This is a genomic window from Micromonospora sp. BL4 (genome assembly GCF_003667505.1).
Classification (GTDB): Bacteria; Actinomycetota; Actinomycetes; order Mycobacteriales; family Micromonosporaceae; genus Micromonospora.
The window spans coordinates 36,698-62,593 of sequence record NZ_RCVJ01000137.1; the positions used below are offsets into that span (position 1 = coordinate 36,698).

The 25,896-nt window shown below is 71.6% G+C and carries 23 protein-coding genes; 13 read left to right on the plus strand and 10 right to left on the minus strand.

Annotated features, from left to right (window positions below):
- Positions 1-20: 20 nt before the first annotated feature.
- The 4 genes from EAD89_RS16850 to EAD89_RS16865 are packed head-to-tail and all read right to left on the minus strand — an operon-like array spanning position 21 to position 2,743.
- Positions 21-863, minus strand: a complete 843-nt coding sequence (locus EAD89_RS16850) for an alpha/beta fold hydrolase (RefSeq protein WP_233578761.1) — start codon at positions 861-863, stop codon at positions 21-23.
- A 2-nt stretch (positions 864-865) separates the two neighbouring features.
- Positions 866-1,732 (minus strand): SDR family oxidoreductase, encoded by an 867-nt coding sequence (locus tag EAD89_RS16855; protein ID WP_121676409.1) that lies wholly within the window; start codon positions 1,730-1,732, stop codon positions 866-868.
- Complete coding sequence (locus EAD89_RS16860; RefSeq protein WP_121676410.1) at positions 1,722-2,018, minus strand: DUF4873 domain-containing protein; 297 nt, start codon at positions 2,016-2,018, stop codon at positions 1,722-1,724. Before EAD89_RS16860 ends, EAD89_RS16855 begins: the two co-directional genes overlap by 11 nt.
- Positions 2,015-2,743 (minus strand): TetR family transcriptional regulator, encoded by a 729-nt coding sequence (locus tag EAD89_RS16865; RefSeq protein ID WP_121676411.1) that lies wholly within the window; start codon positions 2,741-2,743, stop codon positions 2,015-2,017. The genes EAD89_RS16860 and EAD89_RS16865 overlap by 4 nt, the downstream gene beginning before the upstream one ends.
- A gap of 48 nt (positions 2,744-2,791) precedes the next feature.
- Here EAD89_RS16865 and EAD89_RS16870 point away from each other — a divergent pair, with 48 nt between their 5' ends.
- On the plus strand, positions 2,792-3,688 hold the full coding sequence (locus EAD89_RS16870; protein WP_121655575.1) for a diiron oxygenase: 897 nt from the start codon (positions 2,792-2,794) through the stop codon (positions 3,686-3,688).
- A 52-nt stretch (positions 3,689-3,740) separates the two neighbouring features.
- On the opposite strand, the gene EAD89_RS16875 is transcribed toward EAD89_RS16870, so the two are convergent.
- Positions 3,741-4,292: a winged helix-turn-helix domain-containing protein gene (locus EAD89_RS16875; protein WP_233578763.1), complete on the minus strand. Its 552-nt coding sequence runs from the start codon at positions 4,290-4,292 to the stop codon at positions 3,741-3,743.
- Between the two features lie 326 nt (positions 4,293-4,618).
- Between EAD89_RS16875 and EAD89_RS16880 the strand changes: the two genes are divergently transcribed.
- Complete coding sequence (locus EAD89_RS16880; RefSeq protein WP_233578764.1) at positions 4,619-8,989, plus strand: S8 family serine peptidase; 4,371 nt, start codon at positions 4,619-4,621, stop codon at positions 8,987-8,989.
- 75 nt (positions 8,990-9,064) lie between these two features.
- Here the strand turns inward: EAD89_RS16880 and EAD89_RS16885 are convergent, their stop codons facing one another.
- Complete coding sequence (locus EAD89_RS16885; RefSeq protein WP_121655572.1) at positions 9,065-9,580, minus strand: winged helix-turn-helix domain-containing protein; 516 nt, start codon at positions 9,578-9,580, stop codon at positions 9,065-9,067.
- A 343-nt stretch (positions 9,581-9,923) separates the two neighbouring features.
- Between EAD89_RS16885 and EAD89_RS16890 the strand changes: the two genes are divergently transcribed.
- Genes EAD89_RS16890 through EAD89_RS16905 form a run of 4 tightly spaced genes read left to right on the plus strand, consistent with a single transcriptional unit; the run spans position 9,924 to position 13,669 of the window.
- A complete protein-coding gene (locus tag EAD89_RS16890; RefSeq protein ID WP_158610747.1) occupies positions 9,924-10,970 on the plus strand; it encodes a phosphatase PAP2 family protein in 1,047 nt (348 codons plus the stop codon).
- A gap of 28 nt (positions 10,971-10,998) precedes the next feature.
- Positions 10,999-11,694, plus strand: a complete 696-nt coding sequence (locus EAD89_RS16895) for a response regulator transcription factor (RefSeq protein ID WP_158610748.1) — start codon at positions 10,999-11,001, stop codon at positions 11,692-11,694.
- Positions 11,691-13,166: a HAMP domain-containing sensor histidine kinase gene (locus EAD89_RS16900; protein WP_121676415.1), complete on the plus strand. Its 1,476-nt coding sequence runs from the start codon at positions 11,691-11,693 to the stop codon at positions 13,164-13,166. Before EAD89_RS16895 ends, EAD89_RS16900 begins: the two co-directional genes overlap by 4 nt.
- Positions 13,163-13,669, plus strand: a complete 507-nt coding sequence (locus EAD89_RS16905) for a hypothetical protein (RefSeq protein ID WP_233578766.1) — start codon at positions 13,163-13,165, stop codon at positions 13,667-13,669. Before EAD89_RS16900 ends, EAD89_RS16905 begins: the two co-directional genes overlap by 4 nt.
- 16 nt (positions 13,670-13,685) lie before the next feature.
- On the opposite strand, the gene EAD89_RS16910 is transcribed toward EAD89_RS16905, so the two are convergent.
- The 3 genes from EAD89_RS16910 to EAD89_RS16920 are packed head-to-tail and all read right to left on the minus strand — an operon-like array spanning position 13,686 to position 16,995.
- The gene (locus EAD89_RS16910; protein WP_121676416.1) at positions 13,686-14,708 is read right to left on the minus strand and encodes a D-alanine--D-alanine ligase family protein; all 1,023 of its coding nucleotides are present in this window, start codon (positions 14,706-14,708) and stop codon (positions 13,686-13,688) included.
- Positions 14,705-15,847, minus strand: a complete 1,143-nt coding sequence (gene alr, locus EAD89_RS16915; protein ID WP_121676417.1) for an alanine racemase — start codon at positions 15,845-15,847, stop codon at positions 14,705-14,707. The genes EAD89_RS16910 and alr overlap by 4 nt, the downstream gene beginning before the upstream one ends.
- A complete protein-coding gene (locus EAD89_RS16920; protein ID WP_121676418.1) occupies positions 15,844-16,995 on the minus strand; it encodes an acyltransferase in 1,152 nt (383 codons plus the stop codon). Before EAD89_RS16920 ends, alr begins: the two co-directional genes overlap by 4 nt.
- Before the next feature lie 105 nt (positions 16,996-17,100).
- Between EAD89_RS16920 and EAD89_RS16925 the strand changes: the two genes are divergently transcribed.
- Entirely contained in the window at positions 17,101-17,976 is an 876-nt protein-coding gene (locus EAD89_RS16925) for an LLM class F420-dependent oxidoreductase (protein ID WP_121676419.1), read from the plus strand.
- Between the two features lie 105 nt (positions 17,977-18,081).
- The gene (locus tag EAD89_RS16930) at positions 18,082-18,498 is read left to right on the plus strand and encodes an NUDIX domain-containing protein (RefSeq protein ID WP_121676420.1); all 417 of its coding nucleotides are present in this window, start codon (positions 18,082-18,084) and stop codon (positions 18,496-18,498) included.
- A 65-nt stretch (positions 18,499-18,563) separates the two neighbouring features.
- On the opposite strand, the gene EAD89_RS16935 is transcribed toward EAD89_RS16930, so the two are convergent.
- Positions 18,564-20,825: a catalase gene (locus tag EAD89_RS16935; RefSeq protein WP_121676421.1), complete on the minus strand. Its 2,262-nt coding sequence runs from the start codon at positions 20,823-20,825 to the stop codon at positions 18,564-18,566.
- Between the two features lie 323 nt (positions 20,826-21,148).
- On the opposite strand from EAD89_RS16935, the gene EAD89_RS16940 reads away from it, so the two are divergent.
- The 5 genes from EAD89_RS16940 (at position 21,149) to EAD89_RS16960 (ending at position 25,834) form a co-directional block, all read left to right on the plus strand.
- Positions 21,149-21,991, plus strand: a complete 843-nt coding sequence (locus tag EAD89_RS16940; RefSeq protein ID WP_233578769.1) for an alpha/beta hydrolase — start codon at positions 21,149-21,151, stop codon at positions 21,989-21,991.
- Between the two features lie 136 nt (positions 21,992-22,127).
- Entirely contained in the window at positions 22,128-22,913 is a 786-nt protein-coding gene (locus tag EAD89_RS16945; protein ID WP_121655561.1) for an ABC transporter ATP-binding protein, read from the plus strand.
- A gap of 195 nt (positions 22,914-23,108) precedes the next feature.
- The gene (locus tag EAD89_RS16950; RefSeq protein WP_121655598.1) at positions 23,109-23,816 is read left to right on the plus strand and encodes an ABC transporter ATP-binding protein; all 708 of its coding nucleotides are present in this window, start codon (positions 23,109-23,111) and stop codon (positions 23,814-23,816) included.
- Between the two features lie 30 nt (positions 23,817-23,846).
- Positions 23,847-24,725, plus strand: coding sequence for a branched-chain amino acid ABC transporter permease (locus tag EAD89_RS16955; protein ID WP_121655560.1), 879 nt, complete (start codon positions 23,847-23,849; stop codon positions 24,723-24,725).
- Positions 24,722-25,834 carry a branched-chain amino acid ABC transporter permease gene (locus EAD89_RS16960; protein ID WP_121676423.1) on the plus strand — a complete coding sequence of 371 codons (1,113 nt, stop codon included), beginning with the start codon at positions 24,722-24,724 and terminating at the stop codon, positions 25,832-25,834. The genes EAD89_RS16955 and EAD89_RS16960 overlap by 4 nt, the downstream gene beginning before the upstream one ends.
- The last annotated feature ends 62 nt before the right edge of the window (positions 25,835-25,896 follow it).

Genomic DNA, 25,896 nt, shown 5'->3' on the forward strand with positions numbered 1-25,896 from the left:
CTTGCGGATCCTGCAAGTTTTTATTCTGTGAAGTGATGTTCCTGACCCACCCGGTCCGGTCGATCGGTGCGGGGCACGGCACCGGTCGTCTCCAGGATGAGCGCGGCGACCAGATCCGGGTCGTCACTCATCGGCACGTGCCCGCAGCCGGGCATCGTCACCACCCGGGCCGCCGGCAGGCCGGCCCGGGCGCGCTCGGCCTGGTGTACGCCGAAGATCCGGTCGCAGTCACCCCAGCCGATGGTCACCGGCACCGTCGTGTCGGCCAGCCGGAGACCGTCGAAGCGGTAGTCGCGGGCGGCCCTGGCCACGGCGCTGAAGCCGAGCCCACGCCGTAGGGCGAGCGCGTCGCCCAGCGCGCGGTCGACGTCCAACAGCCTCGGACGGGCCACCAGCGGCGCGAAGCACATCGCCCGCAGGTACGCCGAGCGCAGGGCGACCCGCATGATCGGGGTGGGCAGGTACGAGTTGGCTCGCAACATCGTGAGGATGGCCAGGGCCCGTCGGCGCTCCGCGGGGGTGAAGAAGCCGGCGGGGGAGAAGGCGGTGGCCGAGGCGACCGCCCCGGTGGCGGCGAGTTCCAGGCTGATCGCCCCTCCGAGGCTGTAGCCGGCCACGTGCGGGCGCTCCAGCCCCCACCCGGTCAGGACCGGCAGGATCCCGGCGACGGTGCCGGCCATGTCGGCGGGCATGCCGGCGTCGGGCACCGGGGAGTTCCCGAAGCCGGGCAGGTCGAGCGCGATCACCTCGTGGTGGGCGGTCAACCGGTCGAACACCGGTTCCCAGGCCTGGTGGCGGTGGCCGATGCCGTGGATGAGCACGAGCGGCTCACCGCTGCCCGCGCGACGGAAGTGAACGGTCACGACTACCCCTCCACGGAGGTCCTGCCGAAGGAACGCCCCAGCTGGCGTACCTCGTCTTCCATCTGGTCGACCATGCTTCGCCCGCCGAACCGGGTGATCAGCGCGTCCGAGAACCCGCTCAACACCACCGGTCGCAGCGCCTGCACCACGGCGAGCGAGCGCGGCACGTAGGCCTTGCGTTTGCGTCGTTCGATGCCCCGCAGCAGGGCGTCGACGCACTGCTCGACGGGTACGACGGTGGACAGCGGCCACGGCAGCCGGCGCAGCGTGTCGCGGAACGACGCCAGGTCGGCACGAATGTCGCGGACGAGATCGGTGTCGATCCAGATCGGGTGCGCGGTGCCGACGGTGACGCCGCGCTGGCGGGCCTCCAGGCGCAGCACGTTCGCGAACTGCTCCACGCCCGCCTTCGACGCGCAGTAGGCCGCCATGCCGGGCATCGCCGCGAAGGCGGCGGCGGACGAGACGATGAGCACGTGGCCGCGGGCGGCCGTGACGTGCGGCAGCGCCGCGCTGACCGTGCGGATCGCGCCGCAGAGGTTCACCTCGACGGTACGGACCAACGCGTCGACCGGCCCCACGGCGACGGTGCCGAGGTTCGCGATGCCGGCGTTCGCCACGACCACGTCGATGCCGCCGAAGCGGTCCACGGTGGAGGCGACGGCGGCGTCCAGAGCCGCCTGATCGGTGACGTCACACTCGTACCAGTGCGCGTCCAGTTCGGCGCTGAGCTGCTTGAGCAGCTCGGCTTCCAGGCCCACGACGGCGACCTGGGCGCCGCGGGCGACGGCCGCGCGGGCCAGGTGCGCCCCGATCCCGCGTGCGGCGCCGGTGATGAGCAGGGTCCTGCCCGCCAGGTCATACCGCATCGGCGTGCTCCCGTTCCGGTCCGGCCGGCGGCGGCCAGGGCGGATCGCCCACGCCGGTGATCCGTACGCCACCCCACGGGTCGACCTCGGCCAGCCGGGCGGGCCGGACCCGGTCGGCGATCCGCAGCTCGACGTCGCGCCGGCCGGAGCGCAGGAGCTGGGCCACCCGCGGGTCGGGTTCGATCCGCCCGCCCCAGTGGTAGCGCCCGTCGACCGGCTCCCACCGCCCGCTGAGGTGCACCCGGACGGTGGCGCCCGCGACGCCGGCCGGGCCGTGGTAGCTCATGGCGCGATCCGTTCGTGGGCGCGGGTGAGCTCGCGAGGCAGGTCGGCGCTGGCCCGTACGCCCTCGATCCCGTTCCACAGCAGAGCGGTCAGGTAGTCGGTGAGGGCCGCCCGGCTGATCGGCTGGCCGTGCGTGGTCCACCAGTCGCCGACCGCCTGCACGAAGCCCACCAGGCCGTACGCCCACGGTTCGGCGGGACCGGCGTCCAGGCCCAGCGCGCGCAGCCGGTCGCCGATCACGCGAGCCAGCCCGGCGGCGACCTGCTGGCTGGTCCCGGCGACCACCTGGTGGATGCCGGGGTGCCCGGACTGGTGCATCAGGAACCGGTAGAGCGTGGGCTGCGCCTCGATCACCCCGAGGTACGCGTCGATCGTCGCCTGCACCAGGCCGCGTTCCTCGCGGACCTGCTCCACGGCGGGCGCCACGGTGTCGATGATCCGGGCCGCCACGACCTCGCTCACCGCGACCCAGAGCTGCGACTTGTCGGCGAAGTAGCGGTACAGGACGGGTTTGCTGACGCCGGCGGTGGCGGCCACCTGGTCCATGTCGACCTCCGGGCCGTACCGCAGCAACGCCTGGACGGCGGCCCCGATCAGCTCCCGTCGTCGTTGCTCGCGATGGTCGGCCCACCGGTCCCGGCGGCCGTTGCCCTTCGCCTTCCGGCGCTCGTCAGGGGCCGGGGCCGGGGGATCGGATGCATTGACATCGTTGAGCGGCGATTGCATGCTACTACTCGTAACAGTTACCCGACGTCACGTCAATATGGAGGGGCCATGGACGCGGCACCGGCGGAATCCGAGCGCGCGGCGGTCGCCGAACGACTGCTCACGTCCTCGCTACGTACCAGCTACGACCCGGTCGTCGAGATCGACTGGGACGCGCCACACGTCCCGGGCGCCTACTGGCTCCCGCCGCACCGCAGCAGCCTCTACGGCACCCCGCTCTGGGCCCAGCTCAGCGAGGAGCAGCGCGTCGAGCTCACCAAGCACGAGGTCGCCAGCGCGGCCAGCGCCGGGCTGTGGTTCGAGACGATCCTCATGCAGATGCTGATCCGGGAGTACTACGACGCCGATCCGACCAGTCGACAGGCGCAGTACGCGTTGACCGAGGTCGCCGACGAGTGCCGGCACTCCATCATGTTCGGTCGGCTGATCGAGGCGATGGGCTGCCCGGTCTACCGGGCCAGCACGAGGGATCACCTGCTCGGCCGGTTCCTCAAGGCGACCGCCAGCGGCCCCCGCATGTACGCCGCGATCCTCATCGCGGAGGAGATCCTCGACGCGTTCCAGCGCGAGATCATGGCGGACGAATCGCTCCAGCCGCTCATCCGGATGGTGTCGCGCATCCACGTGGTGGAGGAGGCACGGCACGTCCGGTTCGCCCGCGAGGAACTGGCCGGCCAGGTCGAGGCCGCGGGCCCGCTGAGCATGTCGTACGCCCGGCTGTTGGTCGGCCGTGCCGCCCACACCATCGCCAACCGCCTGGTTCATCCGGACGCGTACGCGGCGGTGGGTATTCCGCCGGCGGTCGGCCGGGCCGCCGCCCGCGCCAACCCGCACTGGCGAGCCACCCTGCGCTGGTCGGCGGAGCGGGTGCACACCCACCTGGCGGGCGTGGGCCTGGTGGCCGGGCCGGGACGTCTGCTGTGGACCCGCGCCGGGCTGATCTGACGGTTCGCCGGCAGGTGGGCCACCGGGGCGCTGCCCACATCAGGCAGCCGCGTCAGGCCCGCCCGATCCGCGGCTCCTGGCGGTCGGTCAGCCGCAACCCGACGCCGCGTACGGCCTCGATCGTGGCGCCGGTGCCGAGGTCGTGCAGCTTGCGGCGCAGCCGCTTCACCAGCGACTGGACGTCGGCCTTGCGCTCGCGCCCTTCGTCGCGCCAGACCGACCGGTGCAGCTCGGCGTAGCTCCACACCCGGATCGGCTCGGTGGTCAGGCAGATCAGCAGGTCGTGTTCGAGCCGGGTCAGGTCGACCTCGCGGTCCTGGCAGCGGGCGGTGGACCGGGGTGAGTCGATGACCAGGGCGGAGTCGGTCGGGGCGGCGGGCGCCGGCTGGGACGGTGCCCCGGCGGGGCCCGGGGGAGTGGCGATCAGCCGGCGCAGCTCGTCGAGGTCGGCCACCAGCAGCAGCGGCGCGATGCCCTCAAGGCGTTCCGCGAGCCGGATCCGCTCGGTCGGCGAGGAGGTCACCGCGATCAGCAGCGGAAACGGCTCGTCAACCGGCTCGGACCCGTCCACCGCCGCTTCGTCGTCCTCGGCCACAGCACCCACCCGGGATCCATGGGCATCATCATGCCCAGCTTCCGTCATGGTCCTGACAGTGTTTGGCAAGCGTGCCGCCAGCCTGGCAACCGTTAGCGACAAGTTGCTCACGGCAAGTTCTTGATCGTCCTTTCTTCTCGATCATAGTGTCCACTCGGGCAACCGGCGTGACCCGCGCGGTGCATGGGGGGGCATGAAGGGGTTCGTCCGCTCGGTTCCATTCGAGACGGACCCCCTGCACCTTCACCATGGCCCATTTTTCACCCTGGGTCGTTCTGAGGGAGGCAGCACCGATGTTCAGACGTCCACGATGGAGGCGCACCGCCAGATCACTGGTGAGCGCCGGTGCGGCGATGATCCTCGCCGCGACATGCCTGGCCAGTATCAGCTCGGGCGCGCAGGCCGCGCCCGGCGCGACGGGGGCCGGCGCCGCTCCGGGAGACAAGATCCGACCGGAGCTCGCGAAGCAGCTCCAGGCCAAGAGCGAAGGGGACTTCTGGATCCGGTTCAAGGACCGGGCGGACCTGAGCAAGGCCAGTGCCATCAAGGACTGGTCGAAGCGGGGCGCCGCGGTCGCCGAGGCACTGCGCAAGACCGCCGCCGAGAGCCAGGGCAAGATCCGGGCCGATCTCGACGGCTCGGGCGCGAAGTACCAGACCTTCTGGGCGACCAACGCCATCAAGGTGAGCAGCGGCTCGCTGGCGATGGCGCAGAAGTTCGCCGCCCACCCGGAGGTGGAGGGTCTCTACGCTCCGGTCGCCTACAAGGTGCCCGAGGTCACCAAGGGCACCGACGAGAAGACCGTGAACGCCCTCGAGTGGGGTATCGCGAACATCAACGCCGACGACGTCTGGTCCCAGTACGGCGCCACGGGCGAGGGCATCACCATCGCGAACATCGACACCGGGGTCCAGTTCGACCACCCGGCGTTGGTCAACTCCTACCGCGGCAACAACGGCGACGGCACGTTCGACCACAACTACAACTGGTTCAACGCCGCCGGGACCTGCGCGACCGCGCCCTGTGACAGCGATGGCCACGGTACGCACACGATGGGCACCATGGCCGGCTCCGACGGCGCGAACCAGATCGGTGTCGCCCCCGGCGTCAAGTGGATCGCGGCGAACGGCTGCTGCCCCAGCGACGCCGCCCTGGTCGAGTCCGGTCAGTGGATGCTCGAGCCGACGGACCTCAACGGCGAGAACGCGGACGCGGGCAAGCGACCGAACATCATCAACAACTCGTGGGGCACCCAGAACCCGTCCAACGAGCCCTTCATGGAGGACGTGACCCTCGCCTGGGCCGCCTCCGGGATCTTCGGTGTCTGGTCCAACGGCAACAGCGGGCCGGCATGCCAGACCAGTGGTTCGCCGGGCAGCCTCGTCAGCAACTACTCGACCGGCGCGTACGACATCAACAACAACGTCGCGGGCTTCTCGGCCCGGGGGGTCGGACAGAACGGCGAGATCAAGCCCAACATCTCGGCGCCGGGCGTGAACGTCCGGTCGAGCATCCCGGGCAGCTCCTACGGCAGCATCAGCGGCACGTCGATGGCCGCCCCGCACCTCGCGGGCGCGATCGCCCTGCTGTACTCGGCTGCCCCGTCGTTGGTCGGTGACGTCAACGCGACCCGTGCGCTGCTCAACGGCACCGCGATCGACAAGGCCGACGACCAGTGCGGTGGCACTCCGGCGGACAACAACGTCTACGGCGAAGGCCGACTGGACGCTCTCGCCCTGCTCAACGCCGCCCCGACCGGCGACACCGGCACCCTGGCCGGCACGGTCACCGACGCGACCACCGGCAGCCCGATCGCCGGCGCCACCCTCACGCTGACCGGACCGACCGGCCGTGAGGTGACCACCGGCGCGGACGGCAAGTACTCGACCACGCTCCCGATCGGTGACTACCAGGTCGCCGTGGCGGCGTTCGGGTACGCCAGCTCGACGAAGTCGGCGACCGTCACCGAGGGCGCGACGACGACCCTCAACGTCGCGCTGACGGCGGTGGCGAGCGTCAACGTCAGCGGTGCGGTCACCGACGGGTCCGGACACGGCTGGCCGCTGTACGCCAAGGTCACGGTGACCGGCGTGTCGGGCGTGTACGACTACACCACGCCGGTGAACGGCCGCTACAGCATCAAGCTGCCGGCCGGGCAGACGTACACCCTGAAGTACGAGACGCAGTACCCGGGCTACCAGACCGTCACCAAGGAGGTCGTGGTCGGCTCGCGCAACGTGACCGCCAACGTCGCGGTGCCGGTGGACACCACCACCTGCACGACGGCGCCCGGCTACACGTTCGGCTCCGACGGTGAGTACGAGACCTTCGACGGCACCACCGTGCCGGCCGGCTGGTCCGTGGTGGACAACGCGGGCAAGGGCCAGGTCTGGAAGTTCACGGACGACGGCGCCCGCGGCAACCTGACCGGCGGCACCGGCAACTTCGCGGTGATCGACAGCGACGCCTACGGAGCCGGTGGCAGCCAGGACAGCTCCCTGGTCAGCCCGGTGGTCAACCTGACCGACGTCACGGCCCCGGTCATCCGGTTCAACCAGGACTTCAACCAGCTGGCCGACGACACCGCCGATGTCGATCTCAGCATCGACGGCGGTGCCACCTGGACGAACGTGCTCCGGCAGGAGACGGACGTCCGGGGGCCGAAGGTCACCGAGATCCCGATCCCGCAGGCGGCCGGCAAGGCGCAGGTCCAGGTGCGGTTCCACTACTACGACGCCTCGTACGAGTGGTGGTGGGAGGTCGACAACGTACTGATCGGCAGCCAGGTCACCTGCGTGCCGGTCGACGGCGGTCTGGTCGTCGGTAACGTCCGCGACAAGAACGACAACAGCTACGTCAACGGCGCCACCGTCACCAGTGTCGACCGGCCCACCGAGAAGGCCGTGACCGTGGCGACCCCGGACGACCCGGAGCTGGCCGACGGCTTCTACTGGCTCTACTCGACGCTGACCGGGACGCACAAGTTCACCGCGACGGCCGGCAACTACGTCAGCCAGAGCAAGCAGGTCGACGTCCAGGCCGACTGGGCGACCACCGCGAACTTCCAGCTCGCGGCCGGTCGGCTGGCGGTGACGCCGGCTCAGCTCAGCGCGACGGTGCAGATGCCCAACGGCAAGGCCAGCAGGACGTTCACGGTGACCAACACCGGCGGGGCGCCGGTCGAGGTCGAGTTCAGTGAGCGCGACAACGGATTCGAACTCCTCCGGGCGGACGGATCCCGCATCACCAGTCAGCAGGTGCTCGGCGCCACCGGCGCACCGGAGCAGCGGCTCACCGTCCCGACGTCGTTCGCCGCCAAGGCGTCCGGCAAGGCGGCGATGGCGACCCCCGCCGCGGTCGGCCCCCAGGCCGCGCCGTGGACGGACATCACCGACTACCCGGCCAACATCATGGACAACCGGGTGGTGACCCTGGACGGCAAGGTGTACTCGATCGGCGGCGGCGACGGGTCGAGCTCGACCACGAAGAACTACGCGTACGACGCGGTGGCCCAGACCTGGACGGCGATCGCCGATCTCCCCGGTGCCCGCAACGCCCTGGCGGTGGGCGTCGTGGACGGGAAGATCATCGCGACCGGCGGCTGGGCGGACGGCGGCCCGGACTCCGCCACCTGGTCGTACGACCCGGCGGCGAACACCTGGACGGAGCTGGCCGACAACCCGGCGCCGAGAGCCGCCGCCGCGCAGGCGGTGGTCGACGGCAAGCTGTACGCCATCGGCGGCTGCACCACGGCGGCCTGTACGCCGATGTCGAACACCGTCGTCCGGTACGACCCGGGCAGCGACAGCTGGGAGACGATGGCCAACTACCCGAAGTCGGTGGCGTTCGCCTCCTGCGGCGGGATCGACGGCACCATCTACTGCACCGGCGGCAACGACGGGGCCGCCTCGCAGAAGGCCAGCTACTCCTTCGACCCGGGTGCCAACACCTGGACCGCCATCGCCGACGCGCCGGTCGACAACTGGGCCAGCTCGTTCGCTGTCGCGAGCGGCAAGCTCCTCGTCGTCGGTGGTTCGCAGGGTGGGGCCATCAGCAACGCCGGCTTCGCCTACGACCCGGGCACCAGCTCGTGGTCGAACCTGCCGAACTCCAACACCGCGCGGTACCGCGGTGGCGCGGCGTGCGGCTTCTACAAGATCGGCGGCTCGTCCGGCAGCTTCAGCGCGGCGCCGGACAGCGAGGTGCTGCCCGGGTTCGAGGGTTGCGCCGAGGCGGCGGCCGATGTCAGCTGGATGACGATCGACAAGTCGGCGGTCACCCTGACGCCGGGTCAGAAGGTCACGGTCACCGTCGGCATGACGGCGAACGTGGACCAGCCGGGCACCTACTCCGGCTCGGTCGGCATCAAGGAGAACACGCCGTACACGGTGGCGCCGGTGGCGGTGACCATGACCGCGACGCCTCCGAAGACGTGGGGCAAGCTGATGGGCACGGTGACCGGGACCAGCTGTGCGGGTGCGAGCGCGCCGATCGCCGGCGCGGTGGTCCAGGTCGACTCGTGGGCCATGTCGTGGACCTTCGCCACCGACGCCCAGGGCAAGTACGCCTACTGGGTGGACCGTCGGAACAACCCGCTCACGATGATCGTCGCCAAGGACGGCTGGAAGCCGCAGACCCGTCAGACGAGGATCGACACCACCACGCCAACGGTGGAGAATTTCGGGTTGTCTCCCGTCCGGTGCTGAAACGCCTGACCGGTAGCTGACAGATCCGGCCCGCCTGGTCGCCGACCAGGCGGGCCGGACCATGTCTCCCGGCGGTCAGACCGGCGCGAGCCGGAAACCGACGCCGCGGACCGCGTGGATCGTCGCCGCGGCGTTGAGGCGGGCGAGTTTGCGGCGTACGCGGCGGATCACGGAGTGCATGTCCGAGCCGCGGCCGAGGTGCCGGTTGCCCCAGACCTCAAGGTGCAGTCGCTCGTAGGTCCAGACCTGCCCGGGCGCGTCGACGAGGCAGAGCAGGACGTCGTGCTCCAACCGGGTCAGGTCGATCTCCCGGTCGCGCCACCGCAGGACCCGCCGGTCGGAATCGACCGCCAGGTCGGGAGGTGGCGGCGTCTGCGCGCTCTGCGCCGCCTCGGCGACCACGCTCTGGGCGGTGGGTATCACCGCGGCGGCGGCCGGCATCTCGACCACCCCGAGAAACTCCCGCGCCTGGTCGACATTCGAGACGATCAGGAAGGCGTCACTGCCGCCGAGCAGCCGGGCCAGCTGTCTGCGCTCGGCCGGCGAGGACGCGATGCCGATGACCAGGGAGGCGACCGGAATCTCCTGCATTTTCCCCAACCCCTTCCGGTTCCCCAACTCACTCCGGATGGTTTTCGCACCGCCGACCGAAACATTGTTGATCGGCGTCCTGACCTTAGTGCTATTGCGTCTCGGCAGGGTAAAACATAGTTGCATGCAAGCATATGAATGACCTTTCACGCTTTACATAAGTCATTCGATCCAACTTGGCAGGATTTGCGGGGGAGTTAGCGGTATCGACGCTGCGGCACCCTCCGGCCGCTCGCGTACCGGCCCGGTCCGCCCGATCTCCTGTGGCGGGGGCCGGGAACTGTGACAGAACGAAGACAATCCGCGGACGCCGTCCGGACCTGGCGGGCCGACGATGGCCCGTATGTCCATCGGATCGTCGTACCACATCGGACGGTCGGCGCCCGGCCCGCAGCCGGCGCGACCGCTGCCACGTGTCCGCGCAGCCGCGCCCCTGGGCCGGCTGCTGCTCGGGGCGGCCCTGGGCCACCTGCTCGCCCTGGGCGTCACCTGCGCCGTCTTCGTGCGAACCCACCCCGGTCAGTGGCTGGACGGGCTGCTCCTGCCGCGCGCCGAGCGGGGCGGGGGCTACGAACAGCAGACCGTCCTGGTGGATCCGGCCCGGACCGTGCTGGCCACCTTCGGCAGCCCGATGCTGCTGGCCGTCCTGCTCGGCACGGTGCTGCTGGTGGGCGTGCTCTGCCGGCGGCTGCTGGCCGGAGTGGTCGGCGTCGGCATGGTCCTCTTGGCGGTGGTGGTGGCCGGTGCGGTGAAGTCGGTGCTTCCCCGCGCGGACTTCCAGATCGTCAGCTCCAGCACCCACAACAGCTTCCCCAGTGGGCACGTCGCGGCCGCGACGGCGCTGCTGCTCGCGTTCATGCTGGTCCTGCCCAGGTGGGCCCGACGCTGGCTGGCGGTGCCGGGCGCGGCGGGTGTCTCGGTGATCGCCTCGGCCACCATGATCGCTGGGTGGCACCGCTTCAGCGACGCGCTCGGCGGCGTCCTGCTGGGCGTGACGCTGTTCTACCTGGCAGCGGCGGCGCTGGCCGCGGGTCGGCGCGGTGACGCCGACCCGGGCGGCGGCGCCGGTCCGCGCCGCGGACCGGACAGCGCTGTGGGCCGCCGGTTGGTCGAGGGGACCGTGGGGCTGGCTGTGCTGCTCTGGGCGCTTCTGGTGGTGCTGCCCGGTCTGGCCGCGTCGGTGCAGTCCGGGCTGCTGGTCGCCATCGCGGTGGTGACCGGGGTGACGATGCTGGCGGTGGGCTCGGTGGTGTTCCTGTTTAGGTCGGCGGAATTCGTCGTCCCAACCCGGCTGGGGCGCCGTGCCCAGGGGCACCCGACGTCGGACAGCGGGCATGGCGGGACGCCACAGGGCTCATACCCGACGGCCCGGACATCGACGGATGGGTAAATCTATTCATGATGGGATACTTGGCGACATGTCCCAGGTCCTGCTGATCGAAGACCACCAGACGGTGCGCGACGGGTTGCAACTGGCGCTCACCCGGCAGGGCCACACGGTCGATGCCGTGGCGACCGGTGAGCAGGGTTTGGACCGCCTGCGGGCGGTCCCGGCCGACGTCGTGGTCCTCGATCTCATGCTGCCCGGGATGGACGGGTTCGAGGTCTGCCGCCGGATCCGGCAGCTCGGCGACCTTCCGATCATCATGCTCACCGCCCGCAACGACGACATGGACGTGGTGGCGGGCCTGGAGGCCGGCGCCGACGACTACGTGGTCAAGCCCGTGCAGCCCCGGGTGCTCGAGGCGCGTATCCGTGCCGTGCTGCGGCGGACCGCTGGCGAGTCGCGCCGCACCGCCGGCGAACGGTCCGGCCCCGAGGAGCACGGTGGCCTCAGCATCGACCGATCCGCGCTGGTGGTCAGCAAGGATGGCGTGCCGGTCAGCCTCGCCCCGACGGAGCTGCGTCTGCTGCTCGAACTCGCGCAGACGCCGGGCCAGGTGCTGAGCCGCCAGCAACTGCTGGAGGCCGTGTGGGAGCACGGGTACCTCGGCGACTCGCGGCTGGTGGACGCCTGCGTGCAGAGGCTGCGCGCCAAGATCGAGGACGACTCGTCGGCGCCGGTCTTCATCCAGACGGTACGCGGTTTCGGATACCGGTTCGGGCCGCTGTGACGCCGTGGCGCTGGGCCGGTGGCCGGGCGTCGGGCCTGCGGGTCCGGCTGCTGCTGGCCTTCGCGTTGCTGGGCGTGACCACCACGGCGGTGGTGGCCAGCGGAAGCTACTTCCAGGCCCGGAAGGTCATCCTCCAGCAGGCGCAGGACGCGGCCGTGGCGTCGCTGACCGACCAACTCACGAAGGTCTACCCGCTACGCCGGATCCCGCCGTCCCAGGAGGACCTCGACACGCTGGCCCAGCGCCTCTCCGACCGGGAGGGGTTCGCGGTGGTCCTCTACCGGGACATGCGGGCGCAGGGCGCTCAGGTGCCCGAGCCGCTCACCCCGGAGCTGCGGCAGGCGGTCGGGGATGGCGTCCTCGCCTGGCAACGCGTCTCGCGCGACGGAGAGCCCGTGCTGCTCATCGGGACCCAGCTGGAGATCGACCGGCCCGACGGCACGCCCATGCCGTCCGGCCTGGAGGTCTACACGGTGCGCAGCCTCGCCTCCGAGCAGCAGAGCGTCGACCGGCTCGCCACCCTGGCGTGGCTGACCGGCGGGCTCTCCCTGGTCCTCGCCGTCCTGCTGGCGCTGCTGGCCGCCCGGGGAGTTCTGCGGCCGGTCCGCGAGCTGGGCCGGGCGGCGCGCCGGCTGGGTGAGGGCGACCTGACCACCCGGCTGGCGGTCCGGGGGGTCGACGAGCTGGCCGACGTGGCGCGGACCTTCAACGACACCGCGGGGACGCTGGAGCGGCAGGTCGGTGAGCTGCGACGGATGGAGGCCGACGCCCGACGCTTCGTGGCCGACGTGTCCCACGAACTCCGCACGCCCCTGGCCGCGATGACGGCGGTCACCGACGTGCTCGACGAGGAGGCGGACCGGCTGCCCGGAGATGCCGGCCGGGCCGCCCGGCTCGTCAGCCAGGAGACGCAGAACCTCACCCAGTTGGTCAACGATCTCATCGAGGTCAGCAGGTTCGACTCCGGGACGGCGCGACTCGCCCTCGACGACGTCGACGTGGCCGCGGCGGTGACCGCGACCCTGCGGGTCCGGGGCTGGGCCGATCGGGTACGCGCGCAGCTGCCGTCCGGAGTTCTCGCCCGGCTGGACCCCCGCCGGCTCGACGTCATCGTCGCCAACCTGGTCGGCAACGCGTTCCGGCACGGGGCCGAGCCGGTGTCCGTACGCCTGCGCGCCGAGCCGGACTGGATCACCATCGAGGTCCGCGACCACGGGCCGGGGCTGGACCCGGAGGTGCTGCCGCACGTGTTCGACCGCTTCTACAAGGCGGACACCGCCCGGACCCGCTCGGAGGGCAGCGGCCTCGGGCTCGCCATCGCGTGGGAGAACGCGCGCCTGCACCAGCACGCCGGGGAGCCCGGCAGTCTCATCGCGGGCAACGACCCGTCGGGCGGCGCGGTGTTCACGCTCCGGCTGCCCCGGGTGGCCACGGACACGGCGGTCGCGGCGGACGCCGGAGGCGTACGGTGACCGGCCGCCGGGCGGCCCGGGCGTTGCTCACCGGCGTGCTCCTGCTCACGCTGCTCGCGACGGGCTGCGGGGTCCGGCCCAGCGGGGTCATCACCGGCCGCTCCGCGACGACCGGCCCGGCCGTGGGCGTCGGCCTCTACCTGCTCTCGCACGGACGGCCCGCGCTGGTCATCCGCGAGACCAAGGGGATCACCGTCTCGCCCGAGCAGACGCTCGGGTTGCTGGCGGCGGGTCCGGGCGAGTCCGAGCGGAGCCAGGGTCTCGTCAGCGAGGTGCCGGCCGGCCTCGTCCCGGCCTCCCCGGTGACGTGGACGGCCGACGGATCCGGCCTCACGGTGACGATGACGGGTCCGGTGCTGCCGTTGTCGACGGGCGCGGCCGACCAGATCATCTGCACCGCGGCCCTTGCCGTGGCGGTCACCGGAGGTGGGGACAGCTTCGCCCCGGTCACCATCGCCGGGCCGGACGGCGCCCGCCCGCCCCGGCCCTGTCCGATCAAGTGACCGGGGCGACGGCCCCTCAGACCAGGTCGACCGCTCGTGCCGGCCGGGGCAGCCCGCCGGCCCGGATCCGGCCCGGACTGGTCAGCGCACCGGAGATCAGGATGTCGAGCAGGCTGGCGAACCCGATTCCCGCCTGCTGCCAGATCTGGGGGAACTGCGACGCGGTGGTGAACCCCGGGAACGTGTTCACCTCGTTCACGATGGGCTCGGTGGATCCCTGCGTGGGCAGGAAGAAGTCGACGCGCAGCAACCCCCGGCAGTCGAGGGCGTCGAAGGCGCGGATCGCGCGGTCCTGAAGCACCTCGGTGGTGGCCGGGTCGAGCGGGGCGGGGATCTGGAAGACCGCCCCGCCGTCGTACTTCGCGTGGTAGTCGAAGAAGCCGGCGCCGGCCACCCTGATCTCCAACGGTGGCCCGGCCTGCACCCGGCCGTCGGGATGCTGGAGGACGGCCACGTCGATCTCCCGTCCCCGCGCACCCTGCTCGACCAGCACCTTCGGGTCGACCTCCCGGGCCTGCCGCAGCGCGGCGGGAAATCGCGCCCAGTCGGTCACCTTGACCACGCCCAGGCTGGAGCCGGCCCGGGCGGGCTTGACGAACACCGGCAGGCCCAGCCGTCGCTGCTCGGCCGGGGACAGCTCCTCGCCGGGACGCAGGGTCACCCCGGGGCTGACCCGCAGGCCCTCCGCGGCGAGCAGGCGTTTGGTGACGCCCTTGTCCATGCCGGCCGCGCTCGCGAAGACGCCGTTGCCGACGTACGGCACCCCGAGCCACTCCAGCAGCGACGCGACGGTGCCGTCCTCGCCGTACGGGCCGTGCAGGGCCGGGAACACCACGTCCTGGGCGCGCAGCACGCGCAGCGCCAGGGGGAGTGGCACCGGACGGCCGTCGACGTGCCACCCGCCGTCCCGACCGATGAGCACCTCGGTGACCTGGTACCTCTTGCGGTCCAGGCCGGCGAGGATGCTCTCCGCCGAACGGCGGGACACCTCGTGCTCGCCGCTCTGCCCGCCATACAGCACTGCCAGTCGGATCGTCATGACGTTTCCGCCCTTTCCTGGAGGTGGTCGCGGGCCACCCGGGCCCCGACACCGGTCAAGATCTCGTGTGGGTTCGTGCCGGCCCACCGCGCCCAATCGGCGACGGTCGGCTGGGCACGGTCCCCGTGTCCGGGGCCGAACACCACGACCGGATCCCCGATCGCCACGGGACGGTCGCCCGCGTCGACCACGCACTGGTCCATGGCGATGCGTCCGGCGATCGGGCGACGCCGGCCGCCCAGCCACACCTCGGCGCGGCCCTCGGCGGCCCGGGTCAGGCCGTCGGCGTAGCCGAGCGGCAGCAGGGCCAGGGTGGTCGGGGCGCGGGTCACGTACCCGGGTCCGTAGGAGACACCGGTTCCGGCCGGCACCCGCTTCACGTTGACCACGGTCGTACGCAGGGTCATGGCGGCGTGTAGCCCGACGTCGCCGGGACCGCTCGGGCCGAACGGATCCACGCCGTACAGCGCGAGCCCGATCCGGCAGAGATCGAAGCGGGTCCGGGGCGCCGCCAGCGCGGCCGCGGAGTTGGCCAGGTGCACCAGGTCCGGGTCGAGGCCGGCGGACCGGGCGACCCGCAGCGCCTCCTCGAAGGCCGCCACCTGAGGGACGAGCCGGGGGCTGCCCGGTTCGTCGGCGTCGGTCAGGTGCGACCACACGCCGCGCACCCGGACCCCGCCCTCCACCTCGTACTTGCGGGCCCAGCCGACCAGTTCGGGCCAGTCGTCGCCGGCGGCCCCGTTGCGGGACAGCCCGGTGTCCGCCTTGAGCTGCACCGTCGCCGGCACACCGAGCCGGTGGGCGGCGTCGACGACAGCATGCAGGTGGGTCGTGGTCGACACGCCGATGTCGACGCCGGCGGCGATCAACTGGCCGAAGTCGTCGTCGGGGCGGTGCAACCAGCTCAGCGTGGGTGCGGTGATGCCCGCCGCACGCAGGGCCAGCGCCTCGGACGCCGAGGTCACCCCGAGCCAGCCGGCGCCGGCACGCAGCGCGGCCCGCGCGACCGGCACCGCGCCGTGGCCGAACCCGTCCGCCTTCACCACGGCCATCAGCGGGGTGCCGGCGACCGCCGCGATCATCCGCACGTTGCGGGCGATCGCGTCGAGGTCGATCACCGCCTCGCCCAGGGCGCTCATCCGGCCGCCTCCACCCGCCGGTGTTCGGGGAGGGCGAACAGCCAGCGCGCGTGGACCGCCAGGAGGCCGCGGTGGATGGCCAGGCTTGCGCCGATCACGAGCCCGGTCAGCACGATCGGGTAGCTGAGCACGAGCAGGCCCTGGCCGACCTGGTCGAGCCCGGAGACCGGCCCGAGCAGCAGCCGGTGCAGCAGCGCCAGCACCGGCATGTGGATGACGTAGATGGGCAGGGTGCTGCGGCCGAGCGTGGCGAGCCGGGTGCTGAGGGCGGGCCACCGGCCCAGCCGGGCGGCGGCCGTGATGCCGAAGGCGACCGCCACGACGGAGACCACCGGCCACACGCCGAACCATCGCTGCGCGCCGGCAGCCGCCATCGCGGCGAGCGCGAGGACGTAGGCGCCCGAGGTCAGCGCGAGCCGGCGCCCGGTGGCGGTGGGCGCCCAGCGTTCGATCCGGGGCCGCAGGTACAGGCCGGCGAGAAAGAAGATCAGGTTCTGGTACAGGCCGGCGCGGTTGCCGGGTGTGGCGAGCAGGCCGGCGGCGGCGACGGCGGACAGCGTCGCGGCGGGTGCCAGAACCAGTACGCGGGGGGCCCGGCGGACGACCTTGGCGATCGTGAAGTAGAGCGCCAGCGCGTACAGGTACCAGAGGTTGGAGGGCGTGACGGTGAGCTGCTCCAGCAGACCGGGGACCGACGTGGCCCGGTCGGTCGGAAAGTCCGGGACCGCGGCGAGGATCGCGGTGTGGATCAGCAGCCAGACGGCGTACAGGTAGAGGAACCCCGCGATCCGGCTGCGGGCGACGACCCGCCAGGGCCGCTGGACGGCGTTCGCCGCGAAGACACCGGAGATGGTGAAGAACAGCGGCATCCGCAGCGGCAGGAACTGCTCACCCACCGTTCCCCACAGACCCGGCACCGGTACGCCGATGTGCCAGTCGATCTGCAGGTAGTCCTTGACCACCACGTGCCACAGAACGACCAGGATGATGCAGACGCCCTTCGCGGCGTCGGCCCACTCCGCTCGGTGTGGCCGTCCCGCGGTGGTGCCGGACAGCGTCCGGTGCCTCCGGTGGCGGAACCGGACGTGCGTACCGTCGGGCTCATGCTCGGGTGGCCGGGCGTCGGTGGTTGTCGGCTGTCGGATCACCCGACCGAAGGTGTCAGTCGGATATCCCCGGGTGATCCGTGAAGTGTCATGAACCGGTAATGGATGTCGGCGGGGCCACTAGGCTCGGTGCGGAGGTGGCGAGGGATGAAACTCGGACTGCACTACTGGACCTACTCGACCCCGGCCGAGGCGGCGGCGATCGCACCGACCCTGGCCGAGGCGGCGACCACCGCCGAGCAGGCCGGCGTCGCGTCGTTCACGGTGATGGACCACTTCTTCCAGATGGAGGCGGTGGCGGCGGCCGAGGAGCCGATGCTGGAGGCGTACACCACGCTGGGCTTCGTCGCGGCGAAGACGCAACGGATGACGCTGGGCGTGCTGGTCACCGGCGTGATGTACCGGTACCCGGGGCTGCTCGCCAAGACCGTGACGACCCTCGACGTGCTCTCCGGCGGCCGGGCCCGGCTCGGGATCGGCGCGTCCTGGTACGAGCGGGAGCAGCGCGGGCTCGGCGTCCCCGTGGTCCCCATGGCCGAACGGTTCGAGCGGCTGGAGGAGACGCTGCGCATCGTGCGGCAGATGTGGAGCGACGACAACGGGCCGTTCGCCGGACGGCACTACCAGCTCGCCGAGACGATCAACTCGCCGCAGCCGTTGAGCCGCCCGCACCCGCCCATCATGATCGGCGGCGGTGGCGAGAAGAAGACCCTGCTCCTGGTCGCCCGGTACGCCGACGCCTGCAACCTGTTCGGCACGGCCGCCGGCGCCGACGACGTGGCGCGGAAGTTGGACGTGCTGCGCGGGCACTGCGACGCGGAGGGCCGTGACTACGACACCATCGCCAAGACCGTGGTCGCCCACCAGCCGCCCCTGGTCGACGTCGACGCGTTCCTCGCCGAGGTGTCCTCGTACGCCGCGCTCGGGGTCACCGAGGTGCAGGTCACGCCGGACCGCCACCCGGTGGAGTTCGCCCGGCGGCTCGGCGACGAGGTGCTGCCGCGGTTGGCCGACATCGGCTGACTCTGGTCGACGGGAATGGTCCGAGGCACACAAAGGCCGACGTCGTCCGTCGAAATCTGCTGTCAGGAAGAGCAGGTTCCACCACCCGATGGAGGCGGTCGCGGCATGACGTCTGAGGAGCCGCAGGGCGCGGTCGCCCTGATCTTCGACGATGTCGGCGATCTTCTTCTGCACCTGCGGGACGACATCCCGGGGATCTCCTGGCCCGGCTACTGGAGCGTCCTGGGTGGGGGTTGCGATCCGGGGGAGAGCCCGCGTGCGGCCATCGAGCGTGAACTCGCCGAGGAGGCGGGTCTGACCGCCGACGGGTTCGTTGAGCTCTTTCAAATCAGGGACGAGTTCGGGTCGGGACAGCTGATCACCTTCTTCGCCGGGCGCTGGACCGGCCGACCGGAACGACTCATCCTCTCCGAGGGTGTCGAGTTGCGATTCTTTCCGCCGCAGCGCCTCCCGGAGCTGCGAATTCCCCCGTACATCCGTGCGGCGATCAACCGGGTGCTCGCTCACGACAACGCGTGGTGAACCGCGCTGACGAGGGCTGACCTCCGGGCGAACCGGAGGACAGCCCTCGTCGACAGTTGGTCGTGTCAGGCGACCGAGGCGGGGAACCGGTCCCACACGCGGTGCGCGGCCATCAGCTGCCGTACCGCACTCAGGGCTTCGACGCCGGTGCCGGCCGTGACGACACCGGGAGTGCCGGTCACGCCGGCCTGCTCCAGCACGTTGCCGCCGGCGCCCCAGGCGCCGATCGCCTTGGCGTGCCGCCAGCACTCCTGGACGAGAAGCAGCACGCGGGGATCCACGGTGGTCCGGTCCGGCGTCCCCGCCTTGTCGTCGCGGGCGGGGATGGCATCGGGGGCGGGCGCCGGCGCCCCGGCCAGCAGGAGCGCGTCGAACTCGACAGATCGACCGGTGGCGAAGGTCCGCTGTACGGGCAGGTTGCCGACCGTGCCGCCGTGCGGGGCGATCAGGAGGGGCACCATGCCGGCCTCGAACACGGCTTCGCGTACCTGGTTGACGCCGTCGAGGTCGGAATCGGGGTCGACGACGATCCCGATCATGCGGCCGTCGGCCGGCCACTCCCCGCCGACCTGCGACAGCGCGGGGCTGGGCGTGGCGTCGGCGAGCGGCACGGTCGGCTCCGGCGCGGGCAGGCCCAGACCGGTGGCGACCTGCGCGCACAGCACCGGGTCGATGTTGGCGAGGCACTGGAGCTGGCGTTCCTTGATCGCCTGGTGGTAGCACTTGCCCAGCTCGAAGGTGTAGGCGCGGATGATGTGCTCCTTCTCGACCGGCGACATGCTCAGCCAGAACAGGCGCGCCTGGCTGAAGTGGTCGTCGAACGAGGCGGGGTTCGCGCGGACCTTGGGCGCCTCCGCGACCTTCACCGGCACGTCGAGGAACGCGTGTTCGTCATCGCCCGCCGGGAACGGGTTGCCGCCGTCGAGCGAGTTCGGCCGGTACGGCGCGACCCCCGCGTGGACGGCGTGCTGGTGGAAGCCGTCGCGGAGCATGTCGTTGACCGGGGCGTGCGGCCGGTTGATCGGGATCTGGGAGAAGTTCGGTCCGCCGAGCCGGGTGAGCTGCGTGTCGACGTACGAGAACAGCCGGCCCTGCAGCAGCGGGTCGTTCGTGACGTCGATGCCCGGCGGGAGGTGGCCGAGGTGGAAGGCGACCTGCTCGGTCTCCGCGAAGAAGTTCGTCGGCGTCCGGTTGAGCGTCAGTGTCCCGACGGGCTGCACCGGTGCCAACTCCTCCGGCACGATCTTCGTCGGGTCCAGCAGGTCGATCCCCGCGAAGGTCTCCTCGGGGGTGTCCGGGAAGACCTGGATGCCGAGTTCCCATTCCGGAAACGCGCCGGCCTCGATGGCGTCGTAGAGGTCCCGGCGGTGGAAGTCCGGGTCCACGCCGCCCAGCATCTGTGCCTCCTCCCAGGTCAGGGAGTGCACGCCGAGCTTGGGCTTCCAGTGGAACTTGGCCAGCGCCGTCTCCCCGGCCTCGTTGACGAGGCGGAAGGTGTGGACGCCGAAGCCCTCCATCGTCCGGTACGACCGCGGGATGCCCCGGTCGGACATGTTCCAGATCGTGTGGTGCTGCGCCTCGGTGTGCAGCGAGACGAAGTCCCAGAAGGTGTCGTGTGCGCTCTGCGCCTGCGGGATCTCCCGGTCCGGGTGCGGCTTGCCGGCGTGGATGATGTCGGGGAACTTGATGGCGTCCTGGATGAAGAACACCGGGATGTTGTTGCCGACCAGGTCGAACGTGCCCTCGTCGGTGTAGAACTTGGTCGCGAAACCGCGGGTGTCGCGGACCGTGTCGGCGGAACCGCGCGAGCCGAGGACGGTGGAGAACCGGACGAAGACCTCGGTCTGCCGTCCCTTCTTGAGGAAGCCGGCCCTCGTGACTCCCTCCGCGGTGCCGTACGCGGTGAAGACGCCGTGTGCGCCGGTGCCACGGGCGTGCACCACGCGCTCGGGAATGCGCTCATGGTCGAAGTGCGTGATCTTCTCGCGCAGGTGATGGTCCTGGAGCAGGACGGGGCCGCGTGGTCCGGCCTTGAGGGAGTGGTCGGTGTCGCGGAGCCGCGCTCCCTGTGCGGTGGTGAGGAAGGCGCCCTGCTGACCGTTGGCGGTCGTCGGCGCGCCGGTCTCCGCGCCGGTCGGCGTGCGGGTCTGCGGGGCGCCCTGCTCCTTCTTCGGCGGGAGCGGGTCGTGCGGCGTCGTGGGCTCCTCGACGGTCGGCGGCGCGCTGCCCGGTGCACCCGGGACGTCCGGCGTCAGGATGTCGGCGATCTTCTCTGAGGCCGTCTTCACGGCGTGCTTGACCGCTTCGGCGGGCTTGCTGGAATCCACTATGAACGAACCTCTCCATGGAGCGTGTGCGAGCGGGCTCCCGACTCCCTACCCCTGGCCTGAGGGTCAAAACGCATCAAACGCCCCGCCGTGTGCTCACCGGCGGGGCGACGGCGTCCGCCGGTGAGCGCCGCGCCGTGGTGGTGGCACCGGCTCGTCGGTGGGCCGGCCGGCGGGACTGGTGATTTCACCGATGCGGTGACCGGACGGGGACGCCAACACTGACGCACGTCGATATCCCTCGACTCTAGGGAGTGCCCGACGTGTCGTCACCAACCACCACCCGTCCCCGTTCCATGGCCGCCCGAGCCGCCCGGCTCGCGATGGCCGCCGCCCTGGTCGCCGGCGGTCTCCTGGCCGGACCCTCCGGCGCCGCGCAGGCGGCGGAGAACCCGTACGAGCGGGGCCCCGCCCCGACCACCGCGATCCTGGAGGCCAGCCGCGGTCCCTTCGCCACGTCCTCGCAGAACGTGTCCTCGCTCAGCGTCTCCGGCTTCGGCGGCGGCGTCATCTACTACCCGACCAGCACCAGCGAGGGGACGTTCGGCGCCATCGCCATCTCGCCGGGCTTCACCGCCGCCTGGTCCAGCATCAGCTGGCTCGGGCCGCGGCTCGCCTCGCACGGCTTCGTGGTGATCGGCATCGAGACCAACTCCCGACTGGACCAGCCGGACAGCCGGGGCCGCCAACTGCTCGCCGCGCTCGACTACCTGGTCGAGCGCAGCTCGGTGCGTACCCGGATCGACGGCAGTCGGCTCGCGGTCGCCGGCCACTCGATGGGCGGCGGCGGCAGCCTGGAGGCGGCCTCCGCGCGGCCGTCGTTGCAGGCGGCGGTGCCGCTCGCGCCGTGGAACACCGACAAGAGCTGGTCCGAGCTGCGGGTGCCCACCCTGATCATCGGCGGCGAGAGCGACACCGTCGCCCCGGTCTCGTCGCACTCGGAGCCGTTCTACAACAGCATCCCGGCCTCCGCCGAGAAGGCGTACCTGGAGCTGAACGGGGCGAGCCACTTCTTCCCGCAGTCGGTGAACACGCCGACCGCGCGGCAGATGGTGGCCTGGCTGAAGCGGTTCGTCGACAACGACACCCGCTACGAGCCCTTCCTCTGCCCGGGGCCGAGCGGCCTGCAGATCGAGGAGTACCGCAACACCTGCCCCAGCGCCTGAGCGTGACCACGGGGCGGTCGCCGGTGGCGGCCGCCCCGTCCGCGTGTCTGATGCGGGCATTGAAGGTCTTGACGCGGTACCCGAGAAACGTACACTGCGAGTGTAAATAACACCCGCCACAACAGAGGGATGGGTGATGGATCGCGGTCTCGAACTACACCACATCGGCGTACGTTTCGGCGGCCTCACCGCCCTCGACGACGTGTCGCTGCGGGTGGCACCCAACCGGGTGGTGGGCGTCATCGGGCCCAACGGCGCCGGCAAGACCACGTTGTTCAACGTGATCTGCGGCTTCGTCGCGCCGGAGACGGGATCGCTCACCCTCGACGGCCAGCCGCTGCGGCCACGACCGCACCGGCTGACCCGGCTCGGCATCGCCCGGACCCTGCAGGGGACCGGGCTCTTCGCCGGGCTCACCGTGCTGGAGAACGTGATGACCGGCGCCTCGCACACCGCACGGGCCGGCTTCGTCCCGGCGTTGCTCGGTCTGCCCAGCAGCGACCGTGACGAGCGACGGCTGCGCCAGCACGCCCTGGACATCCTCGACGACCTGGGCATCGCCGGGCACGCCGACGCCGCGCCGACCACCCTGCCCTTCGCCGTACGCCAGCGGGTCGCCCTGGCCCGCGCGCTCGCCGCCCGGCCCCGGCTGCTCCTGCTCGACGAACCCGCCGGTGGTCTCGGGGCCGACGACATCACCGAGCTGGCGGAGCTGGTTCGGCAGCTTCCCCGGCGGGACGCCGACCCCTGCGCGGTGCTGCTGGTCGAGCACCACATGGACCTGGTGATGGCCGTCTGCGACGAGATCGTGGTGCTGGACTTCGGCAAGGTGATCGCCGCCGGCCCGCCCGACGAGATCCGCGACGACCCGGCGGTCACCGACGCCTATCTCGGAGCCGCCGTCGACGAGGTCACCACGTGAGCGCGAGGAGTGAGCCGGGTTTGCGAGCCCCGCAGTCGCGAACGAAAGGCGGCACCCCGTGAGCGCGAGGAGTGAGCCGGGTTTGCGAGCCCCGCAGTCGCGAACGAAAGGCGGCACCCCGTGAGCGCGAGGAGTGAGCCGGGTTTGCGAGCCCCGCAGTCGCGAACGGAAGATGACACCACCAGCGCCTCCGACCTGCTCGTGGTGCGCGGGTTGGTGGCCGGGTACGGCGCCGCGCCCGTGCTCCAGGCCATCGATCTCACCGTCCCGGCCGGCACCATCGCCGCGGTGGTCGGCGCGAACGGCGCCGGCAAGACCACTCTGCTGCGCGCGCTCTCCGGCATGATCCGTCCCGTCGCCGGCCAGGTCCTTCTCGCCGGGGAGGACCTGCGTGGGACGCCGGTGGAGCAGCTCGTCCGGCGCGGCATGGCGCACGTGCCGGAGGGGCGGGGCGTGATCAGCGAGCTCACCGTCGACGAGAATCTGCGGCTCGGCGGGCTGTGGCGACGCGACCGGGCCGACGCCGGTCGCGCCCTCGACGAGGTCTATGAGCTGTTCGAGCCGCTGGCCCGGCGCCGTCGGCATCTCGGCCATCAGCTCTCCGGTGGCGAGCGTCAGATGCTGGCGCTCGGCCGGGCGCTGGTCGGCCGGCCCCGCCTGCTGCTGCTCGACGAGCCGTCGCTCGGCCTGGCGCCGCGGGTGGTGGCCCGGACGATGGCTCTGCTCCGTCAACTACGCGACCAGACCGGCCTGACCGTGCTGCTGGTCGAGCAGAACGTGCGGAGCGCGCTCGCCATCGCCGACCAGGGCGTGGTGATGTCCCTCGGCCGGGTGGTGACCGCCGCCCCGGCCGCCACGCTCCGCGACGACGTCGAGCTGCGGCACGCGTACCTCGGTTTCTGACCACCACCTCGTCCCCAGAAAGGAGGACTGTTGGACCGCTTCGTCTTCCTCACCATCGACGGCCTGTCCCGGGGCGCGGTGTACGCCGCGTTCGCGCTGGCCCTGGTGCTCATCTGGCGGGCGGCGCGGGTCGTCAACTTCGCCCAGGGGGCGATGGCCGTCGCCGCCGCGTACGTCGCCTACACCGTGTCCGCCGAGACCGGCTCGTACTGGCTGGGCTTCGTGGTCGCCATCGTCGCCGGGCTGCTGCTCGGCGCGCTGGTCGACCGTGCCGTGATGCGCTTCGTGGACCACACGTCGCCGCTCAACCCGGTGATCGTCGCGCTCGGGCTGGTGCTGCTGATCCAGGCTGTCCTGGGCATGGTGTACGGCAGCGAGTTCCGGCCCGCCGAGGCGCCGTTCAGCCGGTCCGCCCTCAGTGTGGGCGGGGTCGCCGTGCTCTCGCCGTACGACCTGTTCGTCTTCGCGGCGATCGGGGTGGTGGTCAGCGGGCTGGCCTGGATGTTCGCCCGTACCCCGGTCGGGTTGCGGATGCGCGCGGCGGCCTTCGCCCCCGAGGTCTCCCGTCTGCTCGGCGTCAACGTCGGTGGCATGCTGACCCTCGGGTGGGCGCTCGCGTCGGGCGTGGGCGCGCTGGCCGCCATGCTGGTCATCCCCACCGAGCTCGGCCTGCACCCGCACGCCATGGACCTGGTCTTCGTCTCGGCGTTCACCGCGGCGGTGGTCGGCGGCCTGGACAGTCCACCAGGGGCGGTCGTCGGCGGCCTCGTGGTGGGTCTGCTGCTCTCCTACGTCAGCGGCTACGCCGGCAGCGACCTCACGCCGTTGGCGGTGCTGGTCCTGCTGCTGGCCGTGCTGCTGGTCCGGCCCGGCGGGTTGTTCGCCCCGGTCGCTGCGAGGCGGGTGTGAGCGCCACCCGGGCGGCACTGCCGCCGACGCGGGAGCCGGACGGCGTCGGCGAGCGTCCGGTCGACCGGCGACGCGGCTCCACCCTGCTGCGCCACCTGACCTTCACGCTGGCCGCCGCGCTGCTGCTAGTCGGGGTCAGCTACGCCGTCGAGCCGTTCCGCAATTTCCAGCTCGCCACCGTGGCCGCCTACCTCTGTGCCACCGCGGGGCTGACCGTCCTCACCGGGCTCAACGGCCAGCTCTCGCTGGGGCACGGCGCGTTGATGGCGACCGGTGCGTACACCGTGGCTTTCTGCCAGAACGCGTTCGCCGACCGGGGGATGACCGGTGGTTGGCTGCTGCCGCTGTCGCTCGGCGCGGCGATCCTCAGCACGGTCGTGGTCGGCGCGGTGGTCGGCGTCGCCGCGGCCCGGCTGCGCGGTCCCTATCTGGCCGGGGTCACCCTCGCCGTGGCGATCGTCGTGCCGGCGCTCGCCGTCACCTTCGACGGCGTCTTCAACGGTGAGCAGGGGCTGTCGGTGCCGGTGGAGCCACCACCGGCGTCGCTCGGCCTCTACTTCCCCTATGAGCGGTGGCAGCTCTGGCTCGCCGGCGCGGCCACCCTGCTCGCCATGTTGCTGCTGGCCAACCTGATCCGCAGTCGTTTCGGGCGTACCTTCCGGGCGGTCCGCGACGATGAGGTGGCCGCGCGGCTGGCCGGTATCCACGTGGCCCGTACCCAGGTCCTCGCGTTCGTGGTCAGCGCCGCCACCGCCGGTCTCGGCGGTGCCCTGCTCGCGGTGCTCGCGCAGAGTGTCTCGCCGGGCGCGTTCTCGCTGACCCTGTCGCTCTTCCTGCTGATGGCCGTGGTGATCGGCGGTCTGGGTCGCCTCGCGGGCGCGGTGTGGGGGGCCGTGCTGCTCGTCGCCCTGCCCGATCTCACCCATTCCGTGACCGAGTTGCTGACCCTCTCGCCCGCGGTGGCGCAGCGGCTGGAGGGCAACCTTCCGCTGGCGATCTTCGGAGTGACCCTGATCGTCGTCATGATCGCCGCTCCCGGCGGTGTGCAGGGTCTGCTGTCGCGTCTGGGTCGGGCGCTGCTGGCCCGGTTGCCGGCCCGGCGTTCCTGAGCTGTTCCGGTCCGGCCTCGGCCGGGCGCCCCACCACCACAGAAGTTCGATTTGAGAACCGG